Genomic DNA, 15063 nt, shown 5'->3' with positions numbered 1-15063 from the left:
GCTAAACTTAATATGGGCCATTATCAATCGTGTAGTTGCATGGTTAGTGATGACATAGACAGGCGCGATGTGCTGAAAGGAGCCGCGACGATGGGCGTCATCGGGATGGCCGGCTGTTCCGGTGGCGGCAGCGGGGGAGGCGGTGGCGATGGCGGCGGAGACGGCGGCGGTGACGGTGGCGGCGGCGGTGGCGGTGGCGGTAACTACCAGATCGTCATCGCCGGGACGTCGTCGGGGAGTTCGACGCAGCAGGCCGGGCAGGCGCTCGCCCGCGCGGCACAGCAGCACAGCGACATCCTCGACATCAGCGTGCAGGTGACGGACGGGTGGACGGCGAACCTCTACGAGTTCGACAGCGGGAACGTCTCCTCGATCGGCGTCGACAACAACTCCCTCTCGAAGGCGATGAACGACGAGGGGCCGTTCGCCGAAGAGCCCGTGGACAGCCTCCCGATGCAGGGGTACGTCTTCACGAACCTCGAGATTTACTGGGTGGCGACGGAGGAATCCGGAATCGAGTCGACCGCCGACCTCCAAGAGGGCGGCTACACCATCTATCCGATTCAGCCCGGGTTCGGGACGCGCCTCCTCACCGAGGAGGTCATCAAGGAGGCCGGCCTCTGGGAGCAGAACGACATCCTCAACGTCGGAACGAGCGACATCTCTGGCGCGGTCGAGGAAGGCCGCGTCGACGCGCTCTGTGTCTACGGGGCGAACGGCGTCGCGCTCTCCAGCTGGGTGCAGGAGGTCGACGTCCGTAGCGGCGGCGGGCTGAACATCATCGAGGTCGACGACAACTTCGAGCAGGCAATCGACAACGTCCCCGGCGCGATTAAGAAGACGCTCGAACCCTACGGCTGGGAGCAGAACGTGACGAGCATCACGGACACGACGACGTCCTGGGTGCTCTCCGGGCAGTGGGCGTTCGGTCCGGACGTTCCCGCGGAAGCGACGCACGAGGTCGCGCGGCTCGCGAGCGAGCACTGGGAGACGATTCAGCAGGCCGACCCGACGACGCTCGACCACTCGGACCCGGAGTCGATGACGACCGCCGTCATCCCCGACCTCGAAATCCACCCGGGCGTGGCGAACTTCTTCAAGGAGAACGACGTCTGGAACGACGAGTGGACGGCCGGGTCGACGAACGAGTAGCGTCGCCGACCCCGCCTCCATGAACCGGCTTCTCGTAACTACTCTTTCGAACGCAGCACGACTATGAACAGATACAATACATTGAGCGCGCCGCCGGTGCGCGGCGTAACGGATGTGGTGTCGGGTGAGTGAATCGAACGCGGACGCGGCGGATGCCGCGGAGAGCGCGACCACCGGAACCGAGATCGAGCGGGAAGACCCGTGGGACGCGGAGCTGGTCTCCCTCCGGAACGTCCTCATCGGGCTCTCGGTCGTGTTCTGGGGGACCGCGATCTGGTACGCGTACGCCCTCCCGTGGCCGCGCGCGAAGTACGGCGTGCTCTTCCTCGGCAGCATCCTCGAACTGTACATTCTGACGGAGATCATGGACCTCGCGGGCGGCGGGCGGGAGAACCTCGTCGAGGACGTGCGGCGCGCGTACGGGCCGGGGAACCGCATCGACGCGGCGTTGCTGTCGTTCTCGGCGATTGACGTCGCGGTCACGGCCATCTACATGCTCGTCAACTTCCAGGCGCTCTACGTGGAGCGCTCCGGCCGCGCGCTCCCGCACGAGTACGTCGGCGCGGCGGTGTTCACCTTCGTCATCATCTACTTGACGTGGCGGTCGTTCGGCGGGACGTTCCTCGCCGTCGTCGCCGCCGGTTTCCTCTACGGCTACTTCGGGATGTACGCGCCCGGGCCGCTCCAGCACGGCGGACTCGGCATCGAGCGCATCCTCCGCACGGTCGTCATCAGCGTCGACGGCTTCTTCGGGTTCCTGACGCAGCTCGTCGCCGCGTGGATCGCGCTCTTCTTGCTCTACGCGGGCTTCCTGAAGGGATACGGGGCGTTCGACCTCATCATGCGGGTCGCGTTCCGCTCCGCGAAGTACATCGACTCCGGTATCGCGCAGACGGCCGTGCTCTCCTCTGCGGTCATCGGCTCCGTGAACGGGAGTCAGACGGCGAACGCCGGGATGACGGGGTCGTTCACGATTCCGCTGATGAAGCGGAACGGCGTGAAGCCGGAGACCGCGGGCGCGATCGAGGCGGTCGCGTCCACCGCCGGGCAGGTGCTCCCGCCCGTCATGGGCGCGGGCGCGTTCATCATGGCGTCGCTCATCACGGGCGTGACGTACGTCGACGTCATCATCGCCGGTCTCATGCCGGCCGCCATCCTCTCGCTCACCATCTTCGTCGCCGTCCACTACGTCGCCGCGCCGCAGCTCGACAACTCGAACGCGGACGGCCTCCTCCAGGAGAAGATGCCGCGCAGCGAGTTCGCCATGGAGAGCCTGAAGTACGGCATCCCGCTCGCCGTCCTCATCTACAAGCTCGGCGTCGAGCAGGTGACGGTCGGGACGGCGGCGCTCTGGACGGTAGTCGCGATGTTCCTCACGGGCGTCTCCTTCCCGGTCGTGAAGGCCGCGTTGACGGACGTCGACGAGGAGCCGTTCGACGCGCTCAAGCGTACGCTCTGGGAGACGCTGGACGGCGCGCGCGAGGGCGTCGTCGTCCTCGCGCCGGTGACGATTATTCTCGCCGCCATCAACGGCGTCGTCGACATCCTCACGGCGACCGGCGTGCCGACGGCGATCTCCCTCACGCTCCTCGACCTCTCCGGCGGCGTCCTGCTCGTCGCCGCCATCCTCTCGATGATTATCTGCATCATCCTCGGGCTGGGGATGCCGACGACGGCCTCCTACACCATCGTCGCGCTCCTCGTCGCGCCGACGCTCATCAGCCAGTTCTTCCTCCCCGAGTTCGCCGGGCACTTCTTCGTGTTCTACGCCGCGATTCTCGCCGGTCTCACGCCGCCAATCGCGACGTGTGTCGCAGTGGCGTGCGGTATCGCGGGCGCGAACTTCTGGAAGAGCTGCTGGGAGGCGATTAAGATCTCCGCGCCGCTCTTCGTCCTGCCGTTCGCGTTCGTCTACCACCCCGAGCTCGTCTCGGCGGCGTTCGACGCGCCCTCGCTGACGTCCGGGGTGCTCGCGATGTTCGGCGCAATCGCGATTATCCACGGCATCAACTACCGGTTCGTCTTCGGGCGCGCCATCACGGCGGCGTCCCGCGTCGCGTTCTTCGTGACGGGAATCCTCGCGATGGTGCACCCGTCGCGGACCGTGCAGGCAATCGCGGTCGCTATCGCGGTCGCGATGTACGTCCTGCAGTCCGTCGTCGGCCGCCCGAACCCGGTCGCGGTCGCGATGGGCGCGCTCGGCGTCGGCGGCGACTCCCCGCCGGCCGCCGGCACGCCGGACAAGAAGTAGCGGCTCCGATTCGCGCGTAACCGTTTTTTCGCCGCCCGACCCAGTAGTCGTATGGATATCGCTATCGTGGCGTTCAACGGCGTCGACGAACTGGACGCGGTCGGGCCGTACGAGGTGTTCGCGAACGCCGCCGACGAAGGCGTCGACCTCGCGGTGACGCTCTGCACGCTCGACGACGCGCCGACGGTGACGGCGAGTCACGGCCTCACGTTCGAGGCGCAGGGCCGCCTCGACGACCGCGACCCGGACCTCCTGGTCGTGCCGGGCGGGCAGTGGAACGCACGCGGGGAGACTGGCGCGTGGGCGGAGGCCGAACGCGGCGTCCTCCCGGCGCGCGTCCGTGACCTCCACGACGCGGGCGTGACCGTCGCGGGCGTCTGCACCGGCGGGATGTTGCTCGCGCGGGCGGGCGTGACGGACGGGCGGCCCGCGACGACGCATCGCGGCGCGCTCGACGACCTCCGCGCGTCAGGGGCGACCGTGGTCGACGCGCGCGTCGTCGACGACGGCGACGTGGTGACCGCGGGCGGCGTGACGTCGGGCATCGACCTCGCGCTCTACCTCGTGGAACGCGAGTTCGGCGCGAGCGTCGCGGACGCCGTGGCGTCGCGCATGGAGTACGAGCGCCGCGGCGAGACGTACGTCAGCGACCAGTGAGGCGGAGGGAAACCGCGGGGGACAGCGTCAGGGACGGAGCGGGGCGAGGAGCGCGGCGACGTCGGTGTCGGGGTCGGCGAGCGTCCGGAGCGCGGCGAACGTCTCGCGGGCGGTGTCCTCGGGGACGGTGCGCGACGCGGCTTCGAGGAATTTCGCCTCGAGTTCGTCGGCGGACGGCGGGTGGTCGTGCGTCCACGGCGGGTGTTCTCGGACTGTCTCGTAGGTGTCTCCGTCGGCTTCGATGCGGACGGTCGACGCGTGCGAGTCGTAGTGGAGGGAGTCGTCGACGGCGAAAGTGACGCGGTCGCGGAGCGCGACGAGCGACGGGTCGTCGACGGCGTCGGGGGCGAACCAGTCGAGGGAGACGCGGTCGGCGGTGAGCGCGACGGCGACGGCGTGCTGCATGGAGAACTTCGACTCGAGCGCGGTGTCGGGGTCGGGATAGGCGAGCGCGTCGCCCGCCCCGCCCGCCGCGGTGACGCGGACGGACTCGACCTCGTCTGGGTCGACACCGTGATCCGCGGCGAGGTCGCGGGCGGCGGCGATGGCGGAGTGCGTGAAGTAGCAGGCGGGATACTTCTTGATGTGGATGCCGCGCTCGGAGAGCGTCCAGCCCTCGGTGGTCGGCGGGGCGGCGAGTGCGGCGTCGTCGCCGGTGCCCGCGCCGTAGAGCGACCAGAAGCCCTTCTCGCCGTCGATGGCGTTCGCGCCCGCGGTGAAGCCTTCGCGGGCGAGGAGGACCGCGGTGACGCCGGAGCGCGCGGCGAGGCCGGCGTGCAGCGGCTTCGTCATGCTCCCGAAGTTCTCCTTCACGCCCGACGCCGTCGACGCGGCGACGTTCAACGCCGTCTCGACAGTTCCCTCGTCGAGGTCGAGGAGGGACGCGGCGGCGGCGGTCGCGCCGAGCGCGCCGAACGTCGACGTCGCGTGCCACCCCGCCTCGTAATGCTCCGGGCTGATTGGCTCCGCGAGCGCGCACGCCACCTCGAACCCGACCGCGTACGCCGTCACGACGTCCGCGCCCGACGGGTCCGTAGAATCCGCAAGAGCGAGGATGGGTGGGAGCAGGACGACGCTCGGGTGGCCGTCCATCGCCCAGGAGAGGTCGTCGTAGTCGAGGGCGTGCGCGGCGGTGCCGTAGAGGAGGGCGAGTTCGGCGCGCGACCCGCCCGTCTCGCCGCCGGCCGGGAAGCCGTCGGTGTCGAAGCCGGTGACGCCGCCGGCGATGCTGGCGCTCTCGTGTCCGAGGCCGGCGAGCGTCACGCCGACGGTGTCCGTAATGGCGCGAGCGGCCGTCTCGCGCGCGTCGGGCGGGATGTCGTCGAAGTCGGTGTCAGCGACGAACGCCGCGAGCGTCGCCGCCGGCGTCTCCGCACGGGCTGGTGACTGCGAAGGCATACCACACGCGTGGGCGGCCGCGATGAAAAACGTTCGCGTCGCGGCCGACTAGTCGAGCCAGTCGTAGGCGGCGTCGGGGTCGTGGGGGATGTGGCCGCGCTCGTCGGTGGCGTGGTCGAGGTAGGCGTGGAGGCGCTCGCGGTAGTCGGGGTGGGCGCAGTCCGCGACGAGGGTTTCGGCGCGTTCGACCGGGCTCAGGCCGCGGAGGTCGGCGACGCCGTGTTCGGTGATAACGACGGAGACGTCGTGTTCGGGGTGGTCGACGTGGGTGACGGCGGGGACGATGCGGGAGACGTCGCCGCCGGCGGCGGTCGAGGGGAGCGCGGTGATGGAGAGCAGGCCGTTCCGGTTGAAGTCGCCGCTCCCGCCGATGCCGGAGAGGAGGCGTCGCCCGTCGACGTGAGTGGAGTTCGCGTTCCCATAGATGTCGACTTCGACGGCGCTGTTGACGGCGACGACGCCGAAGCGGTCGACGAGCTCGGCGCGGTTCGAGACGTCGGCGGGGCGGAGGACGAGGTTCTCCGTGTACGCCTGGATGTCGTCGAAGAGGCGTTCCTGGCCGTCCTCGGAGAGCGCGAGCGACGTCGCGGAGGCGCTCTGGAAGGTGCCGTCGGCGAGGAGGTCGAGCATCCCGTCTTGAACGACTTCGCCGAAGTATTCGACGTCGCGGCCGCCGTCGTCGAACGCGGCGAGCGCGCCCATGAGCGCGTTCCCCATGCTGCCGACGCCGAACTGGAGGCGGATCGTCTCGCACATGGCGGGGTTCCGGCGGAGTTCGGCTTCGAGGAAGTCCGCGAAGTGGTCGGCGATGCGTTCGTCGACGTCGGTGGGTTCCCGGAAGCTGTAGGGCGTGTCGGCGTCGTCGGTTTCGACGACGGCGACGAGCTTCTCGGGGTCGAAGTCGAGGCGGGCGTCGCCGATGCGGCCGTCCACGCTGTCGAGCGGAATCGGGTCCCGGTCCGGCGGGAGGCCGGGCCGGTAGACGTCGTGGAGGTCGGCGAGGTCGAGTGGCTGGGCGTGATTCACTTCGACGACGAGCCGGTCGGCGGCGGCGACGTACGCCGGGGTCTGCCCGATGGACGTCGAGGGGACGAGCCAGTCCTCGCCGACGGCGACGGCTTCGACGACGGCGGTGTCGGCGTCGGCGAGCGCGCCGAGTTCGACCTGGTCGCCGAGCCGGGCGATGTGTGTGTCGTGGAAGGCGACGTCGCGGTCGTTGATGGCGCGCCGCGATTCCTGTCGCCCCTGGAAGGGGTAGCGGCGGGCGACGGCGTCGGCCTCGAAGAGCCGGGTGTCGATGGGCGCGCCGGTGCTCCCGCCGGAGACGACGGTGAGCGAGAGGTCGCGGCCGGCTTCGGCGGCGTCGGCGAGCGCGCCGGGGACGGCCTTCGGGTCGCCGACGCTCCCGAAGCCGCTGACGACGAGGGTGTCGTCGTCGCCGACGTGCGCGGCCGCGGCGTCCGCGGGGGACGTAACGGGGAGGTCGCCGACGAGCCGCGAGTCGGGGACGCCCGTCATAGGTCGTCGGGCTGGGTGCCGATGCCTTCGGGCCACCCCGGCGGCTGCGCGGCGGTCGGCTGCGCGTACTCGCGTTTCAGGACCATCGGCGTGCGTTCGAGGGAGAGCACGAGTTCGCCCTCCTGGTTGTACGCGCGGAGCTCCGTGGTGACGATGCCGACGTGGTCGCGGCTGCTGCTCTCGCGTTTCTCGATGACTTCGGATTCGGCGAAGATGGTGTCGCCGTGGAAGACGGGCGCGTGGTGGCGGATGTCGTCGTAACCGAGGTTGGCCGTCGCGTTCACGGAGACGTCGATGACGCTCATCCCGACGGCGAGCGCGATGACGAACGTCCCGTCGACGAGGCGCTCGCCGAACTCCGTCTCGGCCGCGTAGGCCTCGTTGAAGTGCATCGGGTTGAGGTTCATCGTGAGGTTCGTCATCCAGACGTTGTCCGTCTCCGTGACGGTCCGCCCGAACGGGTGTTTGTAGATGTCGCCGACCTGGAAGTCCTCGTAGTAGCGGCCCTGCCAGCCGGCGGCGAGTCGTCGGTTCGAATCTGCGTCGTTGGTGTCAGTCATGGAGTCGTGTGAGCGTGCGTCGAGTGGGTTCGTGGTCGTTCGTGGGTGTCGGTATCACTCTGACTCGGTCCGTCAGGCGAGTCAGCATCAGTACGATTTGGGGAGGCCGAGGACGTTGTTGCCGAGGTAGTTGAGGACGAGTTCCTGGGTGATGGGGACGAGGCGGGTGAGGCGGGCTTCGCGGAAGTAGCGCTCGACGTCGTACTCGCGGGCGACGCCGAATCCGCCGTGGGCCTGCACGGCGATGTCGGCGGCGTCGAAGGCGGCGTCGGCGGCGAGGTATTTCGCGGTGTTCGCGCGCGCGCCGGCCTCGGTGCGGTCGACGTCTTCGAGGACGTCCGCCGCGCTGTACGTCACCTGCTTCGCCGCGCGGAGGCGGGCGTACGCCTCCGCGATGGGGTGTTGGATGCTCTGGTTCTTCCCGATGGGGCGGTCGAAGACGACGCGTTCGTTCGCGTAATCCACCGCGGATTCGAGGGCGGCGAACCCGAGGCCGAGCGCTTCCGCCGCGATGGCGAGGCGCTCCTCGTTGAGGCCGTCTAAGAGCTGGTAGAACCCCTCGCCCTCGACGCCGACGAGGTTGCGCTCGGGGACGCGGAGGCCGGAGAACCACATCTCGAAGGAGTGGACGGGCCGGCTCGCCGTCTTCGGAATCCGCTCAATGTCGAGGGCGTCCTGGTCGTAGGCGTCGTCGAGGTCGACGAGGAACATCGAGATGCCCTGCGTGCGCTTCTCTACGTCCTCTTTCGGCGTGGTGCGCGCCATCACGAGCGCGTAGTCGGAGTGGTCGACGCGCGAGATCCAGATCTTCTGCCCGGTGATGACGTACTCGTCGCCCTCCTTCTCGGCGCGCGTCTCGATGGACGTCGAGTCCGACCCGGCGTTCGGCTCGGTGAGACAGAGCGACTGGAGGGCGATATCGCCGCTCGCCATCCCCGGGAGGACTTCCGCTTTCAGCTCCTCGCTCGCGTAGCGGATGAGCGGGACGGAGTTGTAGATGCCGCCGTGGATGGACTGCGGGCCGCTAAATCCGCCGCCGCTCGCGCCGAGTTCCTCCATCATCACGGCGACCTCCTTCGTCCCCATGCCCACGCCGCCGTACTCCTCGGGGATGAGGATGCCGAGCCAGCCGTGCTCGCCGAGCGTGTCGACGAGTTCGGTCGGATACTCCGCCTTCCGGTCGCGTTCGCGCCAGTAGTCGTCGTCGAAGTCCGCCGTGATGTCGCGGATGCTCTCGCGGACCAGGCGCTGTTGCTCGTCGAGGGCGACGGTGTCCCGCCAGTGCGTGGGCATACACGCCATCACTCGACAGTCTCCAGTATAAAGTATCGGGTCGCGGAGCGACCACGAGCCGTTCCCTCACGCCGAACGCAGACGCCGCGGCGGCGTCGAGGATTCCCCGTAGAAACCCCCTCGATGGCGTTTTCGGTCTCGACCGCGATAATTCCCGGTGGACGTGTTCGGTGCTGGCGAACGAACGGCGGGGAGCAGTGGGTGGTGTTCGGGGTTAGCTGTAGGCGATTTTGAGTTCGAGTTCGTTGGCGATGCCGAGGAGGAGTTTCGGAACCTCGGACTCCAGTCGGTCGCCGTCGAGGCGGTGCGCGGGCGCGGAGACGCTGAACGAGCCGCTCACCGAGCCGTCGGGACGCGTGATAGCGACGCCGACGGCGTTGAGCGACTGGATGTTCTCCCCGCGGTTGAAGGCGTAGCCGCGCTCCGCGATCTCGTCGAGCTCGGCGCGGAGCGCGTCCGCGTCGCCGACCGTCTCGTCCGTTCTCGCGGGGAGCCCCCAGCGGTCGATGATTTCGTCGACGCGCGCCTCGGGGAGCGCCGCGAGAATCGCCTTCCCCGCCGCCGTCGAGTGGAGAAAGACCTCGCGGCCGACCCCGGACTCCGTGTGGACCGCGCGCTCGCCGCCCTCGCAGTAGAGGTAGATGCCCTTCCCGTGTTCCTCGGTGATGAACTGCGCGCGCTCGCCGGTCTCCGCGCAGAGCTGCGAGACCTGCTCCGCGGCGAGCTGGTACTCCTTCCGGCGCGTGCGCGCGTACTCGCTCAGTTCGAGGAAGCGGTTCCCGACGTAGTAGACGCCGTCCTCCTGAACGACGTACCGGTGGGCCTTGAGCGTCGAGAGATGGGAGTGCACCGTGCTCTTCGCGAGGCCGAGGTCGTCGGCGAGCGCCGTCACGCCCGCGCCGTCCGCCTCGCGGAGGCGGTCGAGGATTCTGAAGAGCGTGTCGGTGGCCTTCACGTCGCCGTCTCCGGTCATACGTCGACGCACGACATCCACCACCATAATCGTTCGGAATGAGCGAACAGAGGCGGGGGTGAGGCGACGGGGAAAGCGACGGGGAGAAGCGGAGGCGGAGCGGCCGCGGCGGGTTAGATGTCGGTGATGCGTTCGTAGTCGTCGTCGACCGCCCGGGCGTCTTCGGGGAGGAGGGCGACGACGAGGGAGGGGGCGTAGGCCTCGAAGTATTCGACGACGGCGGCGATGCGGTCGGAGTCGATGGCTTCGAGGCTGTCGAGGAGCATCACGGGGACGGTCTCGTGGACGTCGTGGACGAGGTAGCCGGCGAGCGCGAAGACGAGGCCGACGACGTTCCGCTCGGATTCGGAGAGGTGGTCGACGGTGTCCTCGTAGGCGACGCCGTCGTCCGTGCTGCGGACGACGTGGAGCGCGAACTCCGTGTTCGTCGCGCCGGTGCGTTCGATCCAGACGCGCTCGAGGTTGTCGTAGCCGAGCACGCCGAGGAGTTCCGCCATGTGCTCGTTGAACGCGTCCACGGCGGTCTCTTCGAGGTGGTCGATGCGCGTGCGGAGTTCGGTCAGCTCGTCGGTGATCTCCTCGCGGCGCTCTCGGAGGTCGTCCTCGCGGTCCGCGCGTTCCTCGACCTCCGAGATCTCCGCTTCGACGTCGTCGAGGTCGTCGCGGAGGCGGCCGAGTTCGAACTCCAGTTCGTTCGCCTCGCGGTGGCGGTCGAGGAGGTCGCTGTAGACGTCGGATTCGAGCGCGTCCACCTCGGATTCGAGGCGTTCGATCTCCGATTCGAGCTCTCCGCGGCGCTCCTGGAGGTCGGCAATCGCGGCTTCGCGGTCCTCGACCTCCTCGGCGAGCCGGCGGCGGCGTTCGCGCTGGCGTTCGCGCTCCCGGCGCTCGTCGCGGAGGTCGGAGAGTTCGTCCTGACGCTCGGAGAGCTCCTCGTCGAGGTCGGCGCGCTCCGTTCGCGTCTCCTGGAGCACCGTCCGGAGTCGGTCGAGCGACTCCTCGAGCTCGCCGCGCTCGACCTCGCTCCCGCACGTCCAGCACGTCACCGCCTCTACCTCCTCGTCCGGGAGGAGACCGGCCGTGACGTCCTCGACGCCGCCGTCACCGTTCTCGCTGTCGCCGTCCGCGTCGACGCTTCCGGCGACGTGCCCGCCGGCGTCGCCGGCCGACTGGAGGATGTCCAAGAGGGCGGTCTCCTCGCCGGAGACGAGCTGCTGGGTGACCTGCACGAGCGTCTGCAGGCGGTTCACGGCGCTGTCGAGCGTCCGCTTTCGCTCGCGGAGGTCGTCGATTTCGGCCTCGACGGACTCGATGTCGTCGAGCGCGTCGCCCTCCTCGGGCGCGTCGAGTTCCGCGCGTTCCTCCCGGACGGACGCGAGGCTCTCGCGCTGCGTCTCGATGCGGTCGCGGACTTCGTCGAGTTCCGCGCGCGTCTCGCTGAGCGCGTCGAGCGCCTCGTCGAGTTCGTCCTCTTCCTCTCGGGTCTCCTCGACGGACGCGTCGGCTGCTTCGAGCGCTTCCTGTGCCGCTTCGAGGTCCTCGCGTACTTCGGAGATTTCGTCTTCGAGGTCCGCGCGGCGGCGCTCCAGGTCGGGGAGCCGGCTCTTCGCCGACTCGATATCCGCTAACTGCTCGTCGACGGATTCTCGCTCGCGTTCGAGGAGGTTGATGTTCGCCTTGATTTCGGCGGTGTCGACGGGTCGCATGATGAGGTCGCGGAGGTCGTCGCCGCGCGCGATAGCCTGCCGCGCCTCGTTATCCTCTAAGAGGAAGGAGAAGAGGTCTGCGACTTCGGGGTCGTCGAGGTAGGGGTCGCCGCCGAACTGGACGCCGTTCGCGGTCCGCGTGAGCGTCCGCGTGTAGGTCTCTCCGTCGACGGTGAGCTCGACGCGGCCTTCGTCGGCGTCGCCTTTGAGAGAGACGTTCCGGCTGCCGAGTCCGGCCATAATCGCCTGCAGGAACGACGTCCGGTTCGTGGCGTTCCGGCCGACGAGGACGGTGATTCCGGGACGGAATTCGACGTCCGTCTGGTCGATACCGCCGACGTTCGAGGCCGCGACGCGCAAGGGGGACGAGAGCTCAGAGGTCGCCATCTACTCGTGACTCAGACACCCCGAGCCCATAACCGTTTCCACGCGGTGGGTATCGAAACGGTGTGAGCCGGAACGACGTGACGCGAACCTGAGCCGGAACGACGTGACGCGAAAGCCCGGTTCGCGGGCGGAGTCGACTCCGTCAGTCGAGCTGGCAGGTGCAGCCGCCGCGGTCGATGAGCGCGCCGACCTCCTGCTGGCGGCCGCAGGCCTCGCAGACGACTTGGATGTCGACGAACGCGTCGACGTCGTCGAGCGCGAGTTCGTCGCCGGCGAGCCGGGAGAGGGAGTCCTCGACGACGGCCTCCGTGCGACTCTGGAGGGAGAAGATAGTGCGGCGAGCGGATTCGACGCGGTCGCGGTCGGCTTCCTCGCGGGAAACGTCGCGGCACTCGCGGAGGTGGGTGTGGACGGTCTGGTGGGAGACGAAGTCGGATTCGACGGCGTCGACGTCGACGCCGGCGCGTTCGAGGCGGCGTTCGACCTGCGTGCGGTCGCCGGCGCTCGTGTCGCTGTCCGTGAGGAGGCGGTAGGTGTTCTCGACTTCGCCGTCGATGACCTCCATCCCGGCGTCCCGCATCGCGGAACGCAGGACGCGGCGGTTCGCGTAGTCGGCGAGCGACCGGAGGCTCTCGCGCTCCCGGCCCTCGCCGAGCCACCGGCGTTCGAGTTCGTCGTCGAGGTCGTCGAGGCCGTACGCCGCCGCCACCCGCCCGGCCTTACAGTCACACGCCACGTCCCGAGTCGTCTCCACGGACATACCACGTCGTTCGAGAGGGGGGCGCAAAAACCTTCGCTTCGTTACGCGCATACGGCCGTAAAGCAATCGCGGTCCCCGCGGAGGAAGAGGCGTCCGAAGAGAAACCGAGGGGCGACGGAGGCGACGGGAACCGCGGAACAGCGGACAGACCGGTGTCGGTTACTGCGGACACGGTGGTGTCCGGTGGGACGTGGCCGAGATGTGGGCGCGAGGAAGGCGTTTAGGTGGCTTCTAGTCCGAAATCGCCGCGTTTCGCGGTCGATAGAAATGGAGAGCGGACCGTTTGGACACACCACCGCGTCCGCAGTTCTTCGGATTTCCCGGAACAGCGGACACGGAGGTGTACACTCACACCACCGTGTCCGCAGTAAACGGGCGCGAAGGAGGGAGGGGGGAGAGAAATGCGGGATTTATTGCCGATAACGGCGGGCGGTGAGGGGACGTCGACGTCGGATCGGCGAGAGAACCGACGAGAACAGGAGGAAGAGAAGAAGGGTCCGCGACCGAACGGCTACTGCGCGCCTCTCAGACGGGCTAGACGACCGACACAGTCAGACCAGAGGGCCGAGGCGGTCGACAAACAGCGAGGGAAGGTTGAGCGGTGAGACGAGTGCCGAGACAACGTGACGAGACCGAGGAGGAAGCGAAGAGGAACGACTGGCGAATGACCGACTGACTGACTCTGACTGACTCGCTGACTGAGAGACGAAAATACGGCTACTCTAGGCCTAGACAGGTTTCCTCTTCTTAGCCTTAGTCTTCTAGTGCGGTTTTGGTTGTGGTGGTTTTGACTTAGCTCTGTCGCTTCTAGTAACCGCTCGTTAGCTTCTTCCTCCCACCCCCTCCTTCGGAGCCTCGTTACTCCGGACAAAGTGGGGGGAGGGTCATCGGCACCTCCCGTATATATCTTTGGAACAGCGGACGCTCCGGACACTGCGGACGCTCCGGACGCGGTGGTTTTATGAGGGTCGCCGCGAGTGAGGGTGGCATGGGACTCTTCGAGCGGGATACCGATATCTATCGGGACCGGGACGCGCTCAGGGAGGACTACCAGCCGAGCGAGCTCGTGGGCCGGGACGAGGAACTCTCGACGTACACGAGCGCGCTGCAGCCCGTCATCAACTCCGAGCAACCGAACAACATCTTCCTCTACGGGAAGACCGGCGTGGGGAAGACGGCGGCGACGCGGTACCTCCTCGACCACCTCCGGGAGGACGCGGCGCAGTACGACGACGTCGACCTCGACATCATCTTCCTCAACTGCGACGGGCTCTCCTCTTCCTACCAGGTCGCGACCCACCTCGTGAACGAACTCCGCGCGGAACACAACCAGATTTCGACGACGGGCTACCCGCTCGCGACGGTCTACGAGATGCTCTGGGAGGACCTCGACTCCCACGGCGGCACAGTATTAATCGTCCTCGACGAGATCGACAACATCGGCGACGACTCCATCCTCTACCAGCTCCCGCGCGCCCGCGCGAACAGCAAGCTCGAGTCGACCCAGGTCGGCCTCATCGGCATCTCGAACGACTTCTCCTTCCGCGACGACCTCTCGCCGAAAGTGAAGTCGTCGCTCTGCGAGAACGAGATTCACTTCCCGGCGTACGACGCGACCGACCTGAAGGCCATCCTCGAACAGCGCGCGGCGGTGGCGTTCCACGACGACGTCCTCGAACCCGGCGTCATCCCGCTCTGCGCGGCGTACGGCGCGAAGGACGCCGGCGACGCCCGGCAGTCCATCGACCTCCTGATGAAGGCCGGCGACGTGGCGCGCGACGACGAAACCGCCACCGTCACCGAAGAACACGTCGACCGGGGGCGCACCGCGCTCGAACGCGGCCGCATCGAGGAGGGCATTCGGGGCCTCACCGAGCACGGCCACCTCGTGCTCTACGCGCTCGTCACGAACGCGCTGGAGGGGGAGACGCCCATCCGGTCGCGGGACGTCCGCCCGCGCTACACGCGCTTTGCGGAGCTCGCGAACCGCGACCCGCTCGTCCCGCGGCGGATGCGCGACCACCTGAGCGAACTCGCGATGCTCGGCATCATCTCCGTCACCGAGCGGAACGAGGGGCGGCGCGGCGGCACCTACCGCGAGTACGAACTCGACATGCCCGTGGAGCAGGTGTTGAGCGCGCTCTCCGAGACCGTCGAACTCGTCGGCGTCCACGAGTCCGTCGTCGAGCGCGCCCTCGAAGAAGCCGTCATCAGCGACACGCCCGACGGTTCGGAGAACGCCACGCACGCGGACGTCGCCACCGCGGCCGACGAATCGGAGCCGACCGCTGCGGCCGACGAACGGACGGAGACGCCGTCCGATGCGGCAGCCACTCCGGCTGACGAACGGACGGAGACGTCGCCTCGTGCACCGGCCGGGGAGTCGCCTGACGCGACGGCGACGCGGG

General features: G+C 68.3%; 10 protein-coding genes and 1 pseudogene. 4 read left to right on the top strand and 7 right to left on the bottom strand.

Going from position 1 to position 15063, the window contains the following annotated elements; translation table 11 throughout:
- The first annotated feature begins 72 nt into the window (after window positions 1–72).
- The 3 genes from IEY26_RS11740 (at window position 73) to IEY26_RS11730 (ending at window position 4060) form a co-directional block, all read left to right on the top strand.
- The gene (locus tag IEY26_RS11740; RefSeq protein ID WP_188979824.1) at window positions 73–1152 is read left to right on the top strand and encodes a TAXI family TRAP transporter solute-binding subunit; all 1080 of its coding nucleotides are present in this window, start codon (window positions 73–75) and stop codon (window positions 1150–1152) included.
- 214 nt (window positions 1153–1366) lie between these two features.
- Window positions 1367–3403, top strand: a complete 2037-nt coding sequence (locus IEY26_RS11735; RefSeq protein WP_394354830.1) for a TRAP transporter permease — start codon at window positions 1367–1369, stop codon at window positions 3401–3403.
- Window positions 3404–3454: 51 nt separating this feature from the next.
- Entirely contained in the window at window positions 3455–4060 is a 606-nt protein-coding gene (locus IEY26_RS11730) for a DJ-1/PfpI family protein (protein WP_188979168.1), read from the top strand.
- 27 nt (window positions 4061–4087) lie between these two features.
- Here IEY26_RS11730 and IEY26_RS11725 read toward each other — a convergent pair whose 3' ends face one another.
- From IEY26_RS11725 to rdfA, 7 genes are all read right to left on the bottom strand, one after another.
- A complete protein-coding gene (locus IEY26_RS11725) occupies window positions 4088–5458 on the bottom strand; it encodes an MmgE/PrpD family protein (protein WP_188979166.1) in 1371 nt (456 codons plus the stop codon).
- Between the two features lie 48 nt (window positions 5459–5506).
- Complete coding sequence (locus IEY26_RS11720; RefSeq protein WP_188979164.1) at window positions 5507–6976, bottom strand: acetyl-CoA hydrolase/transferase C-terminal domain-containing protein; 1470 nt, start codon at window positions 6974–6976, stop codon at window positions 5507–5509.
- On the bottom strand, window positions 6973–7536 hold the full coding sequence (locus IEY26_RS11715; RefSeq protein WP_188979162.1) for a MaoC family dehydratase: 564 nt from the start codon (window positions 7534–7536) through the stop codon (window positions 6973–6975). The genes IEY26_RS11720 and IEY26_RS11715 overlap by 4 nt, the downstream gene beginning before the upstream one ends.
- A gap of 87 nt (window positions 7537–7623) precedes the next feature.
- Complete coding sequence (locus tag IEY26_RS11710) at window positions 7624–8829, bottom strand: acyl-CoA dehydrogenase family protein (RefSeq protein WP_188979160.1); 1206 nt, start codon at window positions 8827–8829, stop codon at window positions 7624–7626.
- Between the two features lie 214 nt (window positions 8830–9043).
- Complete coding sequence (locus tag IEY26_RS11705) at window positions 9044–9802, bottom strand: IclR family transcriptional regulator (RefSeq protein WP_188979158.1); 759 nt, start codon at window positions 9800–9802, stop codon at window positions 9044–9046.
- A 113-nt stretch (window positions 9803–9915) separates the two neighbouring features.
- Window positions 9916–11895: an archaea-specific SMC-related protein gene (locus IEY26_RS11700; RefSeq protein WP_188979156.1), complete on the bottom strand. Its 1980-nt coding sequence runs from the start codon at window positions 11893–11895 to the stop codon at window positions 9916–9918.
- Window positions 11896–12037: 142 nt separating this feature from the next.
- Window positions 12038–12655, bottom strand: a complete 618-nt coding sequence (gene rdfA, locus IEY26_RS11695) for a rod-determining factor RdfA (protein ID WP_188979154.1) — start codon at window positions 12653–12655, stop codon at window positions 12038–12040.
- Between the two features lie 988 nt (window positions 12656–13643).
- Between rdfA and IEY26_RS11690 the strand changes: the two are divergent.
- Window positions 13644–14837: pseudogene (locus tag IEY26_RS11690) on the top strand (orc1/cdc6 family replication initiation protein); the annotation flags it as partial.
- Window positions 14838–15063: the final 226 nt, after the last annotated feature.

It is taken from the genome of Halocalculus aciditolerans, from assembly GCF_014647475.1.
GTDB lineage: Archaea > Halobacteriota > Halobacteria > Halobacteriales > Halobacteriaceae > Halocalculus > Halocalculus aciditolerans.
This window is presented reverse-complemented; position numbering and strand designations above follow the sequence as displayed.

Coding starts and splice junctions, on each gene's coding strand:
- IEY26_RS11725 (WP_188979166.1), bottom strand. CDS start 5,458: ATGCCTTCGCAGTCACCAGCCCGTGCGGAGACGCCGGCGGCGACGCTC.
- IEY26_RS11715 (WP_188979162.1), bottom strand. CDS start 7,536: ATGACTGACACCAACGACGCAGATTCGAACCGACGACTCGCCGCCGGC.
- IEY26_RS11700 (WP_188979156.1), bottom strand. CDS start 11,895: ATGGCGACCTCTGAGCTCTCGTCCCCCTTGCGCGTCGCGGCCTCGAAC.
- rdfA (WP_188979154.1), bottom strand. CDS start 12,655: ATGTCCGTGGAGACGACTCGGGACGTGGCGTGTGACTGTAAGGCCGGG.
- IEY26_RS11710 (WP_188979160.1), bottom strand. CDS start 8,829: ATGCCCACGCACTGGCGGGACACCGTCGCCCTCGACGAGCAACAGCGC.
- IEY26_RS11705 (WP_188979158.1), bottom strand. CDS start 9,802: ATGACCGGAGACGGCGACGTGAAGGCCACCGACACGCTCTTCAGAATC.
- IEY26_RS11720 (WP_188979164.1), bottom strand. CDS start 6,976: ATGACGGGCGTCCCCGACTCGCGGCTCGTCGGCGACCTCCCCGTTACG.
- IEY26_RS11730 (WP_188979168.1), top strand. CDS start 3,455: ATGGATATCGCTATCGTGGCGTTCAACGGCGTCGACGAACTGGACGCG.